General features: G+C 71.9%; 21 protein-coding genes. 5 read left to right on the forward strand and 16 right to left on the reverse strand.

Going from position 1 to position 16807, the window contains the following annotated elements; all coding sequences use genetic code 11:
- Nucleotides 1-22 precede the first annotated feature (22 nt).
- A complete protein-coding gene (locus BM127_RS00560) occupies nucleotides 23-367 on the reverse strand; it encodes a DUF6912 family protein (RefSeq protein WP_091193044.1) in 345 nt (114 codons plus the stop codon).
- Entirely contained in the window at nucleotides 364-1815 is a 1452-nt protein-coding gene (locus BM127_RS00565; RefSeq protein ID WP_091193045.1) for a WS/DGAT/MGAT family O-acyltransferase, read from the reverse strand. The genes BM127_RS00560 and BM127_RS00565 overlap by 4 nt, the downstream gene beginning before the upstream one ends.
- 109 nt (nucleotides 1816-1924) lie before the next feature.
- On the opposite strand from BM127_RS00565, the gene BM127_RS00570 reads away from it, so the two are divergent.
- Nucleotides 1925-2347: a hypothetical protein gene (locus BM127_RS00570; protein WP_231263150.1), complete on the forward strand. Its 423-nt coding sequence runs from the start codon at nucleotides 1925-1927 to the stop codon at nucleotides 2345-2347.
- Nucleotides 2348-2349: 2 nt separating this feature from the next.
- Nucleotides 2350-3687 (forward strand): hypothetical protein, encoded by a 1338-nt coding sequence (locus BM127_RS00575; protein ID WP_231263149.1) that lies wholly within the window; start codon nucleotides 2350-2352, stop codon nucleotides 3685-3687.
- A gap of 7 nt (nucleotides 3688-3694) precedes the next feature.
- Here the strand turns inward: BM127_RS00575 and BM127_RS00580 are convergent, their stop codons facing one another.
- The 3 genes from BM127_RS00580 to BM127_RS00590 form a co-directional block, all read right to left on the reverse strand.
- Nucleotides 3695-4549, reverse strand: coding sequence for a calcium-binding protein (locus tag BM127_RS00580; RefSeq protein WP_139227528.1), 855 nt, complete (start codon nucleotides 4547-4549; stop codon nucleotides 3695-3697).
- A gap of 71 nt (nucleotides 4550-4620) precedes the next feature.
- On the reverse strand, nucleotides 4621-5865 hold the full coding sequence (locus tag BM127_RS00585; protein ID WP_091193048.1) for a CpaE/TadZ family protein: 1245 nt from the start codon (nucleotides 5863-5865) through the stop codon (nucleotides 4621-4623).
- Between the two features lie 5 nt (nucleotides 5866-5870).
- Nucleotides 5871-6548 (reverse strand): CpaB family protein, encoded by a 678-nt coding sequence (locus BM127_RS00590; protein ID WP_139227530.1) that lies wholly within the window; start codon nucleotides 6546-6548, stop codon nucleotides 5871-5873.
- Between the two features lie 112 nt (nucleotides 6549-6660).
- Here BM127_RS00590 and BM127_RS00595 point away from each other — a divergent pair, with 112 nt between their 5' ends.
- Nucleotides 6661-6906, forward strand: a complete 246-nt coding sequence (locus BM127_RS00595; RefSeq protein WP_091193051.1) for a helix-turn-helix domain-containing protein — start codon at nucleotides 6661-6663, stop codon at nucleotides 6904-6906.
- Nucleotides 6907-6916: 10 nt separating this feature from the next.
- Here the strand turns inward: BM127_RS00595 and BM127_RS00600 are convergent, their stop codons facing one another.
- From BM127_RS00600 to sigE, 3 genes are read right to left on the reverse strand one after another with little or no spacing between them, the layout of a single operon-like run.
- Entirely contained in the window at nucleotides 6917-8452 is a 1536-nt protein-coding gene (locus BM127_RS00600) for a trypsin-like peptidase domain-containing protein (RefSeq protein ID WP_091193053.1), read from the reverse strand.
- On the reverse strand, nucleotides 8449-8973 hold the full coding sequence (locus tag BM127_RS00605; protein ID WP_091193055.1) for a hypothetical protein: 525 nt from the start codon (nucleotides 8971-8973) through the stop codon (nucleotides 8449-8451). Before BM127_RS00605 ends, BM127_RS00600 begins: the two co-directional genes overlap by 4 nt.
- Complete coding sequence (sigE, locus tag BM127_RS00610; protein ID WP_231263148.1) at nucleotides 8973-9560, reverse strand: RNA polymerase sigma factor SigE; 588 nt, start codon at nucleotides 9558-9560, stop codon at nucleotides 8973-8975. The genes BM127_RS00605 and sigE overlap by 1 nt, the downstream gene beginning before the upstream one ends.
- A gap of 241 nt (nucleotides 9561-9801) precedes the next feature.
- On the opposite strand from sigE, the gene BM127_RS00615 reads away from it, so the two are divergent.
- Entirely contained in the window at nucleotides 9802-10461 is a 660-nt protein-coding gene (locus BM127_RS00615; RefSeq protein WP_231263147.1) for an O-methyltransferase, read from the forward strand.
- A gap of 2 nt (nucleotides 10462-10463) precedes the next feature.
- Here BM127_RS00615 and BM127_RS00620 read toward each other — a convergent pair whose 3' ends face one another.
- The 3 genes from BM127_RS00620 to BM127_RS00630 are packed head-to-tail and all read right to left on the reverse strand — an operon-like array spanning nucleotide 10464 to nucleotide 12518.
- Nucleotides 10464-10796: a hypothetical protein gene (locus BM127_RS00620; RefSeq protein WP_091193058.1), complete on the reverse strand. Its 333-nt coding sequence runs from the start codon at nucleotides 10794-10796 to the stop codon at nucleotides 10464-10466.
- Nucleotides 10797-10812: 16 nt separating this feature from the next.
- Nucleotides 10813-12348: a leucyl aminopeptidase family protein gene (locus BM127_RS00625; RefSeq protein ID WP_091193060.1), complete on the reverse strand. Its 1536-nt coding sequence runs from the start codon at nucleotides 12346-12348 to the stop codon at nucleotides 10813-10815.
- A 2-nt stretch (nucleotides 12349-12350) separates the two neighbouring features.
- Nucleotides 12351-12518 (reverse strand): DUF3117 domain-containing protein, encoded by a 168-nt coding sequence (locus BM127_RS00630; protein WP_175507292.1) that lies wholly within the window; start codon nucleotides 12516-12518, stop codon nucleotides 12351-12353.
- A gap of 188 nt (nucleotides 12519-12706) precedes the next feature.
- On the opposite strand from BM127_RS00630, the gene BM127_RS00635 reads away from it, so the two are divergent.
- Nucleotides 12707-13510, forward strand: a complete 804-nt coding sequence (locus tag BM127_RS00635) for an enoyl-CoA hydratase/isomerase family protein (protein ID WP_091195246.1) — start codon at nucleotides 12707-12709, stop codon at nucleotides 13508-13510.
- A 9-nt stretch (nucleotides 13511-13519) separates the two neighbouring features.
- On the opposite strand, the gene BM127_RS00640 is transcribed toward BM127_RS00635, so the two are convergent.
- From BM127_RS00640 to dapE, 5 genes are read right to left on the reverse strand one after another with little or no spacing between them, the layout of a single operon-like run.
- Nucleotides 13520-14263 (reverse strand): M14 family zinc carboxypeptidase, encoded by a 744-nt coding sequence (locus tag BM127_RS00640; RefSeq protein WP_091193063.1) that lies wholly within the window; start codon nucleotides 14261-14263, stop codon nucleotides 13520-13522.
- Entirely contained in the window at nucleotides 14263-14685 is a 423-nt protein-coding gene (locus BM127_RS00645; protein ID WP_091193064.1) for a hypothetical protein, read from the reverse strand. The genes BM127_RS00640 and BM127_RS00645 overlap by 1 nt, the downstream gene beginning before the upstream one ends.
- A gap of 15 nt (nucleotides 14686-14700) precedes the next feature.
- Complete coding sequence (locus tag BM127_RS00650; protein ID WP_231263146.1) at nucleotides 14701-14994, reverse strand: DivIVA domain-containing protein; 294 nt, start codon at nucleotides 14992-14994, stop codon at nucleotides 14701-14703.
- Nucleotides 14994-15752, reverse strand: a complete 759-nt coding sequence (locus tag BM127_RS00655) for an LOG family protein (protein ID WP_091193065.1) — start codon at nucleotides 15750-15752, stop codon at nucleotides 14994-14996. The genes BM127_RS00650 and BM127_RS00655 overlap by 1 nt, the downstream gene beginning before the upstream one ends.
- On the reverse strand, nucleotides 15749-16807 hold the full coding sequence (gene dapE / locus BM127_RS00660; protein WP_091195251.1) for a succinyl-diaminopimelate desuccinylase: 1059 nt from the start codon (nucleotides 16805-16807) through the stop codon (nucleotides 15749-15751). The genes BM127_RS00655 and dapE overlap by 4 nt, the downstream gene beginning before the upstream one ends.

A 16807-nucleotide genomic window follows, 5' to 3' on the forward strand; every position in this document is an offset into this window, starting at 1 on the left:
GTGTCAGAGAGTCAGCCGGGGCTCAAAGGGAGGCGAGCAGGTCGCCGATCTCCTGCGAGGCCCACCACGCGAGGTCGTCGTCGGGATCGGCGTCGTCGCGGCTGTCGACGTGCACGGCGACCACGTCGCGCCACCTCACGTCGGCGTCCTCGGTGGCCGTCTCGACGACCACGACGACCCGGCGTCGGCGGCCGTCGGGGAGACCGGCCAGCAGCTCGGCCGAGGCGTCCGCAGCAGACATCAGGGCGGCGTACTCCGTCTCCTCGCCGTCGTCCTCGGCCACGACGGGGTCCACGACCTCCGGTCCGTCCGCGGACCACTGCTCCGCGAGCCGCGTCAGCGTGCTGGGGAAGTAGCGGCGGGTCACTTCTCCACCTTCCGGCTGGCCTTCTTGCGGCCGCGGGGAGCCCGGGGTCGCGAGTCGGACGCCGAGTCCTTCAGCTCCTCGAGCGACTCGAGCACGCACTGGCCCAGGATGTCGGCGTCCGGCACGGCGTCACGGTCAGTGGTGATGCCGTAGAACACGCCACCGTCGTAGGACGTGACGCCGATGGCCAGTGGGTGGTCGGGCAGCAGCGGGTGCACGGGATAGGACTCGAGCATCCGCGCGCCGTCGGCGTAGAGAGGGAACTGCGGGCCCGGGACGTTGGTGATCGAGACGTGGAAGCCGTGCCGCAGCTCCGCGTGCGCCAGCCGCGACCCCAGTGCGTGGAACGTCGTCGGGGCGAAGCCCGCGATGCCGGAGAGACGACGGGCCGAGACGTTGCGGCCGTTGTCGCGGTGGGCCTTGAGGTCGTAGCTCACCTGGTGGAGGCGGACGACCGGGCTCGGCTCGACGATCGGCAGGTTGACCAGGTGACCGGTGATCTGGCTGCCGAGGGAGGTGGCCTCGAGCTCGTCGTCGATCACCGACATCGGCACGATCGCCTTGATCGCCTTCAGCCCGCCCATCGACTCCGCGCGCGTCATCAGCCAGCCGCGCAGCCCGCCGGCGATGGTGGCCAGGATGGCGTCGTTGACGGTGCCGCCGTGGGTCTCACGGATCTTGCGGTAGTCGGCCAGCTCGGTGCGTACGGCGACGAAGCGGCGCTGCTGCGAGAGCCGACGGTGCACGGGGGTCGAGTGCACCGGCCCCCGCCCGGCGAGCGCGTTGGCGACCTCTGCGACGCGGGCGCCGGTCGCGGAGGCCTGCCGGCCCACCGACTCGGCGTTGGCGCGGGTGGTGGACCACACGGTGCGCGGGCTCTCCAGGCTGTCGGTCACCGCGTTGAGCGCGGCCGCGACCGGTCCTGCCGTACGCCGGGGGCGCCAGTCGTCGTCGTGACCCAGGGTGGACCGGTCGGGCGAGGTGTCCAGCAGCACCTGGCCGATGTCGACCGTCTCGCGACCGTCGACCAGGATCTGGTGGCTCTTGGTGAGCAGCGCGATGTGGCCGTGGGCCAGGCCCTCGACGAAGTAGACCTCCCACAGCGGGCGGCTGCGGTCGAGCGGACGGGAGGCGATGCGTGCGACGAGCTCGCGGAGCTGGTCCATCGTGCCGGGACGCGGCAGCGCGGAGCGGCGTACGTGGTAGCCGAGGTCGAAGTTCTCGTCGTCCACCCACGCGGGGTTGGCGAGCCGGCCCGGCACCTGCTGGAGCCGCTGGCGGTAGCGGGGCACGAAGGCGATGCGGTCGGCGATCAGGTCGACCAACCGGTCGTGGTCGAAGCCGGAGTCACCCGGGTCGAAGATCTCCACCGTCGCGTTGTGCATGGGCGTCGTGGGGGACTCTGCGGCAAGGATCGCCAGGTCCCGCGGCCTGAGCCGCTCGCTCATGTGGTGCCCTCTCGTCGGTGACTCTTGTCCCGCATGGGATTCTGGCAGAGGCGGTGGCCCACGTGCGTCGTGGCCACCGTCACACGCGGAACCTTCGAAGGAGAAACCTGTGTCCGGTCGCGGCCTCACGCGCCTTGCCCCACTCGTCATGCCGGCCGCCCTGTCGTTGGTCCTGGCCGTCGGCCTGACCGCCTGCGGGTCCGACGACGCCGAGCCGTCGGGTGGCACCCAGACCTCGGACACGTCCGGCAGCACGGACACCGACGGCGACTCCGCCGCGGTGACGGTGACCCGCGAGGGCGATGCCTTCACCCCCAACGGCGAGCGCGTCGAGCTCGGGGTCGACCAGACCCTCGTCCTGACGATCACCGCCGACGAGGCCGGCGAGCTCCACGTGCACAGCACGCCGGAGCAGGAGATCGCCTACGACGCCGGCACCTCCGAGCACGAGATCACGATCGACCGCCCAGGGGTGGTCGAGGTCGAGAGCCACGAGCCCGACGTGATCGTGCTCCAGCTCGAAGTCCGCTGAGCGTGGCGCCGCTGCGCGCAGGCGACGTGATCTCGGCCCACGGGCTGGGGGGCGCCAAGGACCTGCCGATCCCGTCCGAGCTGGCGATCGCCGGCGCGGTCGCCGCTCTGGTCATCTCCTTCACGGTGCTGGCCGTCGCCTGGCGCAAGCCCCGCTACGACGCCGCGACCAGCGGCCGCCCGGCGCCGGCGTGGCTCGACCGGCTGGTCTCGTCGCGGGCACTCGCCGTCGCCGGCCGCGTGTTCGGGATGCTGGTCTTCCTCTATGTCGGTGCCGCTGCGGTGTTCGGCAAGGACTCGCTCATCAATCCGTTCTTCGGCACGTTCTACGTGCTGCTCTGGGTCGGGCTGGTGCCTGCGTCCCTGCTGCTCGGACCGTTCTTCAAGGCGATCAGTCCGGCCCGCACGATCAGCATGCTGTTCGCCAAGGTCTCGGGCGTGCCCGAGGGCGAGGGCCTGTACGCCTACCCGGCGCGGCTCGGCTACTGGCCGGCCGCGCTCGGCCTCTTCTCCTTCGTCTGGCTCGAGCTGGTCTACCCCCACTCGACCGACCTCGGCCCGGCCCGGCTCTGGGCGGCGGCCTACCTCGGCATCATGTTCATCGGATCCGCGCTGTTCGGTACGACGTTCCTGGCGCGCGCCGACCCGTTCGAGGTCTACTCCTCGCTGGTCGCGAAGCTGTCGGTCTGGGGCCGCCGCGACGGCGCGCTGGTCCTGCGCAGTCCGCTGGCCAACCTCGACACCGTGGTGCCGCGACCCGGCCTCGTGGCGGTCGTGGGCGTGCTCTTCGGCAGCACCGGGTTCGACTCCTTCCGGGAGTCGACGGCCTGGCTCAAGCTGGTGCAGTCGCTCTCGATGCTGCGGATCTGGCCCGACACGCTCGCCCTGATCACCTTCTCGGTCGGCGTCGCGCTGGTCCTGACCGTCGCGACCATGGCCACCGGCGTGAGCAGCGAGACCCCGCGACGCGCCCTGCCCAACCTGTTCGCGCACTCGGTGGTGCCGATCATCGTGGGCTACATCGTGGCCCACTACCTGACCTACTTCGTGGAGTACGGCCAGCAGACCCTGATCCAGCTCAGCGACCCCTTCAGCAGGGGCAACGACTACCTCGGCACCGCGGACCTGCAGATCAACTACTGGCTCTCCGCGCACCCGACGTTCCTGGCCGTCACGAAGGTCCTGGCGGTGGCCCTCGGCCACGTGGTCGGGGTCGTCGCGGCCCACGACCGGGCGATCAAGCTCCTGCCGCCGCGGCACCAGCTGACGGGTCAGCTGCCACTGCTCGTGGCCATGGTGGGCTTCACAGTGGGCGGTCTCTACCTGCTGTTCGCGGCGTGACCGTCCGTCAGGGAGCCGGCACCGGTCCGTAGGGCCAGCCGAGGGGCAGGTCGGCGATGATCTCGACGACCTCGCAGCTGCCGAAGGGGTCGACCACGTCCAGCGGGTCGCGCCACCCGACGAAGTAGACACGGTCGAGCGTGCCGTTCTCCTGGGTGCCGTCGTCGCAGCGGATCTTGTCGACGAACCCGTCGGGCAGGACGTAGATGGTGTCGTCGCCCTGCTCGCTGAAGACCTTGTCGGCACCCGGTCCGAGGAAGACGACGTCGTTGCCCTCGTCGCCCTTGATGAGCCAGTCGTGCCCGTCGCCGTCGATCAGCACGTCGTCGCCGGGACCGCCCTGGATGGCGCCGTCGTCACCCGCACCGCCGTCGATCCAGTCGTTGCCGGCGCCACCGACGTGCTTGTCGGAGCCCTCGCCACCGAAGAGGCGGTCATCGCCGTCGTTGCCGCCGAGGAGGTCGTTGCCGGCCTCGCCGTAGACGGTGTCGTTGCCGACGTTGGACGAGATGATGTCGTCGCCCTCGCCGCCGTAGAGCACGTCGTCGCCCGAGCCGCCGTCCATCTTGTCGTTGCCGAGGCCGCCCGCGATCCAGTCGTTGCCGGGCTGCGCGGTGATCCAGTCGTTGCCGCCGTCGCCGTAGACGATGTCGTTGTCGTTGCCGGCGTAGATGGTGTCGTCACCGCCGTAGCCGCGGATGCGGTCGTGGCCGCCCAGGGACATGATGTGGTCCGCCTTGGCCCGCCCGACAATCACGTCGTTCTGGGTCGTGCCTCGCTTGACCGGCGCCGCCAGGGCAGGCGCCGTGCACAGCGTGAGTGCGGTCAGGGCCAGCACCGTGGCTCGAAGGGGGTGGGTCACCGTGGGTTCTCCTTGGATTCAGAACCCAAACTACGACAGATCTTGAGAATTGGGGCAATTTCTGAGACAAATCACCGGGCCCGGCGGCCGGGCCACCCTCGACGCCTTTCGGTGTGATGCACCGACGCCGGGAAGATCGCGTCGGCGAGGCCGGAGAGACCCTGCACGAGCGCGGAGTCGCCGATCTCGCCCAGCGGTCTGCCGGACACCAGCGCCCGGTCCACCCCCGGTCGGTCCTCGGGCAGGAAGTGCAGGCCCGCGATGCGGCTGAACCCCTCCACCATCTGGGCGATGTCCTTCTCGGACCAGCCGATCGAGCCGCGCATCCGGTTGACGACCACCCGCACCGGCACCCCGGCGGCGCGCTCGCGCAGGTCGACCAGCCCCCGGGCCAGCCGGGCGAGCCCGACCGGGTCGGCAGCACCCACCACGACGATCTCGTCGGCCTGCTCGAGGGAGGCGAGGGTGAGGGCGTTGCGTCCGGGCCGACCCCCGAGATCGGTGCCGGCCTCGTCCTCGAGGCAGAACCCGGTGTCGACGACGACCTCGCCGGTGGCCCGGGCCCGCTCGAGCAGCTGGTCCACCTGGGCCGTCCGGACCTCGCGCCAGCGGTCCGCCCTCGGGAGGCCGGTCACCACCGCCAGGTGCTCGCCGATCCCCCGGCACACCGACGGGAAACGCTCGTCGAGCTGGCCGGAAGCGGCGAGCCGCGACGCCGACAGCAGCCCGGACACCTCGTCGAGGATGCCGAGCTGCTGCGCCACGGCCCCGCCGTAGGGGTCGAGGTCGGCCAGCACGACGCCGACCCGTCGTCGGGCGACCTCGCAGGCCAGGTTGGTCGCGATCGTCGTACGACCGGGGGCGCCGGCGGGTCCCCACACCACGACGACCCGGCCTGTGCTGGCTGCGGGTTCCGGGGCGAGCAGGACCTCGTCGACGACGGAGCCGCGGGTGTCGGCGACGTCCTCGACGGTGGTGACGACGGTCGGCAGCGTGTGGAGCTCGCCCGGGCCCACCACGGCGGTGATGCCCAGCCGCTGGGCGTGCTCGCGTGCGTCGAGGTCGTCGGAGCGCGCAGGCGTCACCGCGACCGGTCGGACGGCGTGGCGGCGCAGGTGGGCGACGCTGGCCGGGTCCAGGCCCGGCGCGTCGAGCGAGAGCACGGCGACGTCGGCCTGCCCGCTGGTGACCGCAGCCAGGAGGTCGTCGACGTCGACGCAGCGCTTGAGGACCACCACGCCGGGGTGGCCCTCCAGGTCCGCGAGGGCCGGCGACTCCCAGGCCTCCCCCGCCGCCAGGAGCAGGACGCAGATCACGGCGCTCAGCCCCGGCCGACGACGCGGACGCGGTTGTCCCCGCTCGCGGCCAGGACCATCCCCAGCGACTCCTCGTCGTCCTGCGGCACGGCCAGCACCAGCTGCCGGGAGGTCGCCGCGGCGAAGCCGTCGGAGACCACCGGCGCGTCGAGGATCAGCACGTCGGCAAGGACGAGCTCGGCCGCCGCTCGCTGACGCCGGTCCTCACCGATGACCCACACGTCGACGGTGGACCCGCGGGCCAGGTCGGTGGGGACGTGCTCGGCGGCGACGGCGATCGAGACCGCCACGGTGTCGTCGTCGGTCTCCTCCCCCAGCGCTCCGGCAGGCACCAGCTCGCCGGCGGCCAGCGGCCGGTCGAGCGTGAGCGCGGCGGGGAGCTCGTCCTCGACCGCAAGGTAGCGCTGCTCGTCGGCGCCGTCGTCGAACCGCAGCCGGGTCGCGGTGAGGTCGTCGGCCGTCAACGTCTGGCCGGCGACGAGGTCGGTGGAGGCCGACCAGACGGCGGTCATGTCGTCCGCGCCCGACAGCAGGCGCGCTCCGGCGACCACCGATCCGGTCACGAGCACGACGCCGACCCACAGGCGCGGATCGCGCCACCCTGAGGAGGCGGCGCGAGCCGCCGCCGGCACGTCGACCGCGCCCGGCTGGCGGGGCGGCTGGGGAGACACGGTGCGAGACACGTTCCGAGACACAGGACCATCATTGCCACAGACGGCCCGGTTCACACCTGTCTCTCCACAGGCACCGGCCGGCCGGCGTCGGGCGCCTCGGCGTCGGTGGCACGATGGCCCCATGCCCGAGGACCCCCGCTTCCTGACGCTCGCCGACGTCGCCGACGTGCTCAACACCTCAGGCGCGCAGGTCTACGCCCTCGTGCGCCGCGGCGACCTGCCGGCGATCAAGATCGGCGGTCGCGGCCAGTGGCGCGTCGAGCGGGCACAGCTCGAGGAGTTCATCCAGCGGATGTATGCCGAGACCAAGCAGTTCGTCGACCAGCACCCGTTCGTCGACGCGGACGCCGACACCGACCCGTCCTGAGGTGGGGTGACTACCCGACCTTGCCGTCGAGCTCGACCTCGACGACCTGCTCCTCGCCGCCCCGCACGACCGACATCTCCACGGTCTCTCCGGGCAGGTGGGTCCGGATCGCCACGATCAGGGCGATCCCGTCACTCACCGGCTGGTCGTCGACCGCGGTGATCACGTCGTCCTTCTCCAGCCCGGCGCGCGCGGCGGGCGTGTCCGGCATGACCTCGGTGATCGTCGCACCGGCCGCGTCGGTCTCCCCGCCCGTACGCACCTGGGCGCCGATGACGGGATACTCCGCCTCCCCGGTCCGCAGGATCTGGTCCACCGTCGTGCGGACCTGCTCGATCGGGATCGCGAACCCGACACCGATGTTGCCGGCCTCACCGGAGCTCCCGCCGTTGGTGGCGATCGCGGAGTTCACGCCCACCACCTCGCCGGCGAGGTTGACCAGCGGGCCACCGGAGTTGCCGGGGTTGATGGCGGCGTCGGTCTGCACGGCGTTGATGTAGGACGACTCGTCGTCGGACTCACCCGACGTCGTCACCGGTCGGTTGAGGGCACTCACGATGCCCGACGTGACGGTCTGGCTCAGGCCCAGCGGGGCGCCGAAGGCGATCACGGAGTCGCCGACGCGCAGCACCTGCGAGGCGCCGAGGGCGGCCGGCTCGAGGGACTCGGCACCGTCGACGTCGAGGACTGCGAGGTCGTAGACAGCGCTGCGTCCGACCACGGTGGCCTCGTGGCGTACGCCCTCGTGGTCAATCACCGTGATCGCGCCGTCGTCGGCAGCGGCGGAGGCCACCACGTGGTTGTTGGTCACCACGTGGCCCTCGCGGTCCAGCACGAAGCCCGAGCCCGTGGCGCCGCCGTCCTCGCCGCCGAACGCGGCCACGATCTGCACGGTGCTCGGGAGGAGTGCCTGGGCGACGGCCGGGACCGACCCGTTGTCGGCGTCGAGCGGCGCAGCGGTCTGCGTGCGTACGCCCTCGAGTCCGTTGTCGACCGTCCCACGGTTGGAGGCGAGCTGGTCCTGGAGCGCACCGCCTGCGAGGCCGCCGAGGATGCCGACGAGCAGCGCCAGCGCCGCGACGGCGGGCCAGACCCAGAGCGGCAGCTTGCGGGTGCGCGTGGGGCCGCCCTGCTGGAGGTAGTCGGGTTGTCCGTACGGGCCGGGCTGGCCGTAGCCGGGCTGGCCACCGTAGGGGCCGGGTCCGGGACCGAAGTACGCCGGTCCGGAGCCGGCGGGAGCAAAGGGCACCGTCGGTGCGGCCGGCTCGTAGGGACGCGGCTGCTCGGCCTGCGGAACCCGAGGCGCGGGCGCCGGCTCGTCGGGCGGCGGGTCCGCGACCATCCCGTACGCCTGGCCGTCGGGCTGCACGGACGGCTCGGGCTCGACCGACTGCTCGGGGCCGGGCTCGACCGGCTGCTCGGGGTGGGGCTCGGGCTGCGGGCTCCATCCGGCCAGGGGCTGGGTCGGCTCCTCGGGAGCGTGCTCGGGTGCCTCGTCGGGTGCCTGGTCGGGTGCCTGGTCGTCGGGCCTGTGCTCGTCGCTCACGGAGCAATCTTCTCCCGGATCGCCACGAGGCGCTCGGCCAGGGGCATCCGGGAGGGTGAGACCGGGCCGCGGGCACCACGGTCGTCGACCCCGGTGAGCTGGCCGGCCGGGACGGCCGGACGGCTCAGGTCGGTGACCGGCGGGCGCGGCTCGACCCGCGGGGAACCTGCGACGCCGAGCGCCAGCACCCCGACGACGCAGGCACTCGCAGCGCCGCCGCCGATGGCCACGAGGCCACGGCGCGGGCGGTGGGAGGTCGCGAACGCAGCCGGCCTCAGCGCCGAGCCGCCTGCGGCGGGCGCCAGGGCCGAGCAGCGTCCCACCAGTGCGGACTTGAAGTCGTGGGACGTCTCCGAAGAGCCGAGGGAGAGCTGCGCGAGCTGCGTCTTGACCCAGCCCTCGTGCTCGACGAGGTCACGGCAGGTGTGGCAGCCGTGGACGTGGTTCCAGCAGCGCTCCTCCTCGTCGGGCGCGAGGTGGCCGTCGACGAGGGCACTGACACGTGCTCCGAGGTGGGTCATCAGGACACCGCTCCCCGGTAGCGCTGCTGACCCGCGGCCGGCTCGCGGTGCGCGAGGGCCTTGCGGAGCATGCTGCGCCCGCGGTGGATGCGTGAGCGGACAGTGCCGAGCTTGGCGTCCATGATCTCTGCGATCTCCTCGTAGCTGAGACCCTCGACGTCGCACAGCACCACGGCAGCGCGGAAGTCCGGCGGCAGCGTGGCGAGGGCTCTCTCGATGTCGTCGTCGAAGGTCCGATCGGCAAGGGCGAGCTCCGGCGGGAGGGCCGGGCTCGTGAGCCGCTCGGCACGCTCGTCGGAGAGGGGGTCGAAGCGGATCCGCTGCTTGCGGCGGGCGCCGTCGAGGAAGAGGTTGGTCGTGATCCGGTGCAGCCAGCCCTCGAAGGTGCCGGGGGTGTAGGAGTCGAGCGAGCGGAAGACGCGTACGAAGACCTCCTGCGTCAGGTCCTCGGCGTCAGGACGGTTGCCCGTCAGTCGGTAGGCGAGGCGGAAGACGCGGTCGGAGTGCTGCTCGACGACCTCGTCCCACGTCGGGACGGCCCCCTGCGCGTCGCCCTCCACGTGGGTGGTGTCGACCTGCTCGCCCACGGGTTCCCCCTGGCTCGTGATCTTCCTCGACCGCAGCTGCAACGGTGTCGCTGTCCTTCCCGACGCTAGGTAGTCCGCCTGAGAGTTCCCTGTGAACCTCATGCGCTCCGACCAAGAACTTCGCCGGACCCGGGCCTGCGTGCGTGCAGGCCCGACGTGGCGGCGTACTGCGTCCAACGAGCGAGGTGGCGCGTGTGTTCCCGGCCACGTCGGGCCGCTGCTGCGCGATAGAGTCGCGCCCGTGCCCCACCACACTGCCTCGATCAAGCCAGCGAGCTGGACCTATGCCGAGTCGTTCGTCGCCGAGGACGACATCCTCGCCGCCGCGCGCAGCCGCGCCGAGGAGGTCGGAGTGGCTCCGGTCGGCTCCGGCGTGGGCGCCGCGCTGCGCTTCCTGGCCTCGGTCCTGGACGCCCGCGCGGTCGTCGAGATCGGCACGGGCACCGGCGTCTCCGGCCTCTGGCTGCTGCGCGGCATGCGCGCCGACGGCGTGCTGACCACGGTCGACATCGAGGCCGAGCACCAGCGTCTGGCCAAGGAGACCTTCGCCGAGGCCGGCATCCCGGCCAACCGCGCCCGCACGATCGCCGGCGCCGGGCTCGACGTCCTGCCCCGCCTCACCGACGGCCACTACGACCTGGTGTTCTGCGACGGCGACAAGCGGGAGTACGCCGCCTACCTCAAGGAGGCGCTGCGCCTGCTGCGCCCCGGCGGCATCGTGGCCTTCGACAACGCGCTGTGGCACGACCGGGTGGCCGACCCCGCACAGCGCGACGAGGAGACGGTCACCATCCGCGACCTCGGCCGCACGATCCTCGAGCACGACTCGCTCGTGCCGGTGCTGCTGCCCATCGGCGACGGCCTGCTGGCCGCCAAGAAGGAATGGGCCCCCGAAGCCTGACCTCAGCGCAGGGCCTCGAAACCGTCCCAGCCCTCGGCGACCGCGACGATGTCGCACGCCTCGATGAGGATCGGGGGGGAGCCGATGATCTGCGCTCCCGGCGACTCCGCAGCGCCGGCGGTGAAGGTGCGCTCGAACTCCGCGCGCGCCTCGGTGCTCGCGAAGACGTAGCAGCCCTCGAACCACTGGCCCGGCACCATCCGCCAGGTCTTGAAGCGCAGTCCGGCCATGCCGGTGAAGCGCGCGTGCGAGGTCTCGGCGATGTAGGTCGCGAGCTGCTCCTCGACACCGTCGGGCGCCTCGGTGAGCGACCAGCGGACCGTGAGGCCCAGCATCAGGTCGGTCCCGGCATCAGGCGATGCCCGCGAGCGGGTCCTCGGACCCGAGCCAGGACAGCAGGAGCCGGGGACCGAAGCCGCTGGGTCCGGCCGTCCACTCGTGACGGTCGGACGGTGACTCCGCCGCGGAGGCGAAGTCGATGTGGGCCCACGGCACGTCGCCCGCGAAGTGCTGGAGGTAGAGGGCTGCGGTGATCGCACCGGCACCACCGGCGGCGTTGTCGCCGTCGGCGATCTTCGACGTCACCCGCTCCTCGTAGTCCTTGACCAGCGGCATCCGCCAGAGGCTCTCGCCGGAGTCGACGGCCGCCGACTCCATGTGTCCGGCCAGGACCTCGTCGTTGGCGAAGTAGCCGCCGGTCCACTGGCCCAGCGCCACCTTCATCGCCCCGGTGAGGGTGGCGATGTCGACCAGCACGGTCGGCGACAGCTCCGAGACGGCGTACGCCATCGCGTCCGCCAGCACCAGGCGGCCCTCGGCGTCGGTGTTGTTGACCTCGGACGTACGACCGCCGAAGTGGGTGATCACGTCACCGGGACGCATCGCGGACCCGCTGACGGCGTTCTCCGCGGCCGGGACCAGGCCGATCACCCGGACCGGGCAGCCGACGTCGCGCAGCGCGGCCATCGCGGCGATCACCGCGCCACCGCCGCTCATGTCGCGCTTCATCGTCAGCATGCTCTCGCTGGGCTTGATGTCGAGGCCGCCGCTGTCGAAGGTGATGCCCTTGCCGACGAGCACGACGGTGGGCATCCGCTTGGAGGCACCGCGCGGGGTGTAGTCCATCCGGATCATCCGCGGCGGGTGCACCGAGCCGCCGCCGACGGCGAGGATGCCGCCGAAGCCCTCGGCGGCGAGCCGCTTCTCGTCCCAGACGGTGACGTCGAGCCCGGCAGCCTCGCCGACCTCCACGGCCTGCTCGGCCAGCCAGGCCGGTGTCTTGAGGTTGGCCGGCACGGTGGCGAGGGCACGCGCGCGCCACCCGGCGCCGCCCAGCGCGAGCGCGCGGGCCAGCTCGTCGTCCGCGCCGTCGTCGCTGATGTCGGCGAGCACGATGCGAGCCACGGGCCGCTCCTGCGGGCCGGTGGAGCGCCAGTGGAACGCGAAGGAGCCGAGCATCGCGCCGACGACGACGGCGCTGACGCCCTCGTCGGGGGCGATCGCCGCGAGCGAGGTGACCACGTTGGCGCGGTCCTTCGTGGCGCGGGCCAGGGCGGCGCCGGCGCGACGGAAGTCCGTGACCGAGCCCTCGCCCACCCCGACGAGGAGCACCAGGCTGACCTCGCCGCTGCGCTCGAGAGGTGCCACCGGGATCGAGGTGACCTCACCGGCCCGGCCGGTGGCGCGGGCCGCCTCGAGAGCCGCCAGCAGGTCGAGGCCGAGGGCCTCGGACGCCTCGTCGGCCCCGGGTCCGAGCAGCAGGCCGTCGGGGTCAGGGAGGACCGGGAAGGCCCAGACCTCGGCCCCGCCGATCTGGTGCGGCAGCGCGGGGCTGAGCGCGAACTCGGGCGGGGAGACCTGGGTGGGCAGCTGCGCTGTGGTGGCCACGATCAGCCGACGACGCCCTTGAGGGCGTCACCGAGATTCGTCGCCTCCTCGGCGTTGAGCTCGACCACGAGCCGGCCTCCGCCCTCGAGCGGGACGCGCATGACGATGCCGCGGCCTTCCTTGGTGACCTCGAGCGGTCCGTCGCCCGTGCGGGGCTTCATGGCGGCCATCGGCGCACCTCTTCCTGTTTCAGCCATCTTGTTCGGCGATGGAGGGCTCTTCACATGCCAATCGAGGCGGCTGAGTCGTGCCTGGCCGCCCCGATAGGCGTCGTACGCGTCCATTATCCCTCATGACGCACGTGATCGGCACCACAGGGCACACGGAGGGGTGGATGTGCGTCGGGCACACTGCTGCCATGACCATCCCCACGACTGCTCCGGTCCTCCTCGACGTCGTCGACTCGGTGGCCACGATCACCCTCAACCGGCCCGATGCGATGAACGGTCTCGACGTCGCGACCAAGGACCTGCTCCTCGCGACGGTGCAGCAGGTGGCCGGCGATCCGGCGGTCCGCTGCGTGGTGCTGACGGGCAGCGGACGGGCCTTCTGCGTGGGCCAGGACCTCAAGGAGCACCTCGCCGGCCTGAAGGGCGACGCCGACATCCCGCTGTCGGACACCGTGGAGAAGCACTACAACCCGATCATGCTCGCGCTCTCGACGATGCCGAAGCCGGTGATCGCGGCGGTCAACGGGGTCGCGGCCGGCGCCGGAGCAAGCCTGGCCTTCGCTGCGGACTTCCGGATCCTGGTCGACTCGGCCGGCTACAACACCTCCTTCGCCGGGGTCGCGCTGTCGTGCGACACCGGCTCGAGCTGGACGCTGCCGCGCCTGGTCGGACGGGCCAGGGCGATGGAGCTCCTCTACTTCCCCCGCACCGTCTCCGCGCAGGAGGCGCTCGAGCTGGGGCTGGCCACGCAGGTGGTGCCGGAGGCCGACTTCGCCGCGGCCGTCGGCGAGCTCGCCGCCCGACTCTCCGCCGGACCGACCGTCGCCTTCGGGTCCATCCGTCAGGCCGTGGCCTACAGCGCCTCCCACCCGCTGGAGGAGTCGCTCGCCTTCGAGGCCGAGAAGATGGCCCTCACCGGCGGGACCGAGGACCACCTGGCCGCGGTGAACGCGTTCGTCACCAAGGAGAAGCCGGTCTTCCAGGGTCGTTGATCGGGCGGTTCAGTCGTGGGAGGTGCGGTGTGCCCCGAGCACGCCGAGCACCTGGCGCGGCGCCTGGACGACCATCCGGTGGCGTGACGGGCGGCTGCCGTACTCGACGGTGAGCGCGGAGCCGCGGAAGCGGTGGTTGAACCACATCGTCATGGTGCCGTGGCACAGCCCACCGCAGTCGAGGGACGTCGGAGGCAGCCGCAGGGCACGGGCGAGACGGCGGGCGAAGCGCGGGTCCTTGGTGTCGGTGTCCACACCCAGCAGGGGCTGGTGGAAGCTCACCACCCGGCGGGGGTCGACCTCCTCCAGGAACGCCATCACCGCGCGGGTCTCCGGCTCGCTCGCGGGCCGTCGGCCGGACTCGTAGCTGCCGTCGAGGTCGGCCCACCTGTAGGGGAAGTTGCGGTTGAGGTCGACACCGCGGGCGTTGCGGCGGGTGCCGCGTGCGAGCCCGTCGGGGTTGTAGGTCGGGACGACCCACAGGTCGATGCCGCGGATCGCACGCCCGTCGCGCAGCGCCTCGAGGATCCCGCGGGTGTGCGGCTCGTTGCCGTGCATGGTGGAGATGAGCACCATGCGTCGCTTGCCCGGCTCCCCCAGACGCCAGGCCCGGATCGGCCGGCCCCTGACCGAGTACCCGATGGTGCGGACCTCCACGACCGCGGGACGGTCGTCCGTCACGGACGCGGCGCTCGCGGGCAGGGGCGCGGCGAATCCCGCCGCCAGGAGGACGGCCGCGGCGAGCCGCCTCATCAGACGGCGGCGGTGAGGTAGGCGTAGGTGAACACGAGGACGCCGACCGACATCCCGAGGTGTGCCAGCAGCGAGAGCCCGGGCCCTTTGCTCCAGCTGTCGCCGGTGGCCTCCGGGGCGTGCCGCCCCTTGGCGGGCAGCCACCGCGCGAGGATCAGCAGGCCGCAGACGGCCGTGATCCACCACAGCGCGATGGCCAGGATGCCGACCAGCGGGCCACCCACGAGCGTGTCCTCCGGCGCCACCAGCACGCCCAGCCACAGCACCAGCGCGAGGATCCCGGCCACGAAGTGGACCACCGGAAGTCGCCGGCTGATGGAGAACCGGCCGGCCGCGTCGTCACCGCTGAGGCGCAGACGGGTCAGGATGATCGCCACGGCAGCGAGCGCCGTGAGGATGTAGACCACGATCGGGAACGACATTGGCGGCAGTCTGCCCTAGGCGCCCGTGGCGTCGCCAGACGAGTCACCGTCGCGGTCCGGACCAGTGCGGTCCTCGAGCTCGGTCGCCAGCCGGGCCAGGAGTGCGTCGACGTCGGACATCCGGTACCCGCGGACCGCGAGCGGGAACCGCACCGTGCGGAGGTCCTGAGCCTCGATCGGGCCGTCCGTGGGCAGCGCCAGGTCGGGCCGGTCGTCGTACGCCGGTGCCATCGAGCCGCCGCGTCCCGACGCGACCATGGCGACGCCGCCCATGGCGAGCACGATGAGGAGGGCGAAGAGCCACATCATCAGGGCGCTTCCTTCGACGCGACCATGAGCGCGACCGCCTCGTCGATGTCGTCGGTCACGACGAACATGTCGAGGTCGGAGGGGTTGATCTTGCCCTCGGCCATCGCGGTGTCCCGCAGCCAGCCGACGAGCCCCGACCAGTACGCCGTACCGACCAGCACGATCGGGAAGCTGGTGACCTTCTGGGTCTGCACCAGCGTGAGCGCCTCGAAGAGCTCGTCCAGGGTGCCGAGACCGCCGGGGAGGACCACGAACCCTTGGGAGTACTTGACGAACATGGTCTTGCGGGCGAAGAAGTAACGGAAGTTGATGCCCTTGTCGACCCACTGGTTGAGGCCCGACTCGAAGGGCAGCTCGATGCCGAGGCCGACGCTCACTCCCCCGGCCTGGCAGGCCCCCTTGTTGGCGGCCTCCATCGCGCCCGGACCGCCGCCGGTGATCACTGCGAAGCCGGCCTCGGCCAGCTTGCGCCCGGCCTCCTCGCCGATCGCGTAGAAGGGGTGGTCGACCGGGGTGCGGGCCGAGCCGAAGACGGCGATCGCCGGACCGAGCTCGGCCAGCGCGCCGAAGCCCTCGACGAACTCGGCCTGGATCCGCAGCACGCGCCACGGGTCGGTGTGCACCCAGTCGGTCGGCCCCCGCGAGTCGAGGAGGCGCTGGTCGGTGGTGCTGCCGCCCTCGTCGACCTGGCTGCGGCGGGTGACGACGGGCCCCTGCATCCGGTCGTGGCCCCGGTCGTTCGTGCCCGGATCCGTCATGCCAGCCACTCCTTGAGGATCCGCTCGCAGCGTTCGATGTGCTCGGTGGGGACGTGCTCGTCCTGCTTGTGGGCGAACATCGGATCGCCCGGGCCGAAGTTGACCGCCGGGACACCGAGCTTGGTGAACTGGGCGACGTCGGTCCACCCGAACTTCGGCATGGCCTCACCACCGACCGCGTCGACGAACGCCTTGGCCGCGGGGCGGTCGAGACCCGGCAGTGCGCCCACGGCGAGGTCGGTCACCGTGACGTCGTACCCCTCGAAGAAGTCGCGGACGAACGCCTCGGCGTCGGTCTCGCTGCGGTCGGGGGCGAAGCGGAAGTTGACCTCGACCACGCACTCGTCGGGGATCACGTTGCCGGCGACGCCGCCGCGGATGCCGGTGGCGTTGAGGCCCTCGTGGTACCTCAGGCCGTCGATCTCGGGCTCGCGGGCGACGTAGTCGTTGAGTCGCGCCAGGACCGGGCCGGCGAGGTGGATCGCGTTGACGCCCTTCCAGCTGCGGGCACTGTGCGCGCGCTCGCCGGTGGTGCGTACGTCGACGCGCATCGTCCCTTGGCAACCGGCCTCGATCGCCGCGTTGCTGGGCTCCATGAGGATCGCGAAGTCGGCCTCCAGCAGCTCGGGGTCGCTCTCGGTGAGCTTGCGCAGGCCGTTGTGGACCGAGTCGACCTCCTCCGCCTCGTAGAAGATGAAGGTGAGGTCGCGGTTGGGCTCGGTGAGGTCGGCGGCGAGCTTGAGCATGACTGCGTCGCCGCCCTTCATGTCGCAGCTGCCGAGGCCGTGGAGGATGCCGTCCTCGAGGCGCGAGGGCAGGTTGTCGTTGAGCGGGACCGTGTCGAGGTGGCCGGCGATCACCACGCGCTCACCGCGCCCGAGGTCGGTCCGCGCAACCACGGTGTGGCCGCGACGGGTGAGCGTCAGGTGCGGCAGCGCGCGCAGCGCCGCCTCGACGGCATCGGCGATCTCCTGCTCGTGGTGGGAGACCGACTCGATGTCGACGAGCTGCTGGGTGAGGGTGACGACGTCGGCCGAGAGATCGAGGTGGGGCAT

It is taken from the genome of Nocardioides alpinus, from assembly GCF_900112035.1.
Taxonomy (GTDB): Bacteria; Actinomycetota; Actinomycetes; order Propionibacteriales; family Nocardioidaceae; genus Nocardioides; species Nocardioides alpinus.

Bases quoted from the DNA above. Each gene is read 5' to 3' on its own strand.
- BM127_RS00645 (WP_091193064.1), bottom strand. From the start codon at position 14,685: ATGTCGTTCCCGATCGTGGTCTACATCCTCACGGCGCTCGCTGCCGTG.
- BM127_RS00640 (WP_091193063.1), bottom strand. From the start codon at position 14,263: ATGAGGCGGCTCGCCGCGGCCGTCCTCCTGGCGGCGGGATTCGCCGCG.
- BM127_RS00655 (WP_091193065.1), bottom strand. From the start codon at position 15,752: ATGACGGATCCGGGCACGAACGACCGGGGCCACGACCGGATGCAGGGG.
- BM127_RS00650 (WP_231263146.1), bottom strand. From the start codon at position 14,994: ATGATGTGGCTCTTCGCCCTCCTCATCGTGCTCGCCATGGGCGGCGTC.
- dapE (WP_091195251.1), bottom strand. From the start codon at position 16,807: ATGCCCCACCTCGATCTCTCGGCCGACGTCGTCACCCTCACCCAGCAG.
- BM127_RS00620 (WP_091193058.1), bottom strand. From the start codon at position 10,796: ATGCTGGGCCTCACGGTCCGCTGGTCGCTCACCGAGGCGCCCGACGGT.
- BM127_RS00635 (WP_091195246.1), top strand. From the start codon at position 12,707: ATGACCATCCCCACGACTGCTCCGGTCCTCCTCGACGTCGTCGACTCG.
- BM127_RS00605 (WP_091193055.1), bottom strand. From the start codon at position 8,973: ATGACCCACCTCGGAGCACGTGTCAGTGCCCTCGTCGACGGCCACCTC.
- BM127_RS00595 (WP_091193051.1), top strand. From the start codon at position 6,661: ATGCCCGAGGACCCCCGCTTCCTGACGCTCGCCGACGTCGCCGACGTG.
- BM127_RS00630 (WP_175507292.1), bottom strand. From the start codon at position 12,518: ATGGCCGCCATGAAGCCCCGCACGGGCGACGGACCGCTCGAGGTCACC.
- BM127_RS00565 (WP_091193045.1), bottom strand. From the start codon at position 1,815: ATGAGCGAGCGGCTCAGGCCGCGGGACCTGGCGATCCTTGCCGCAGAG.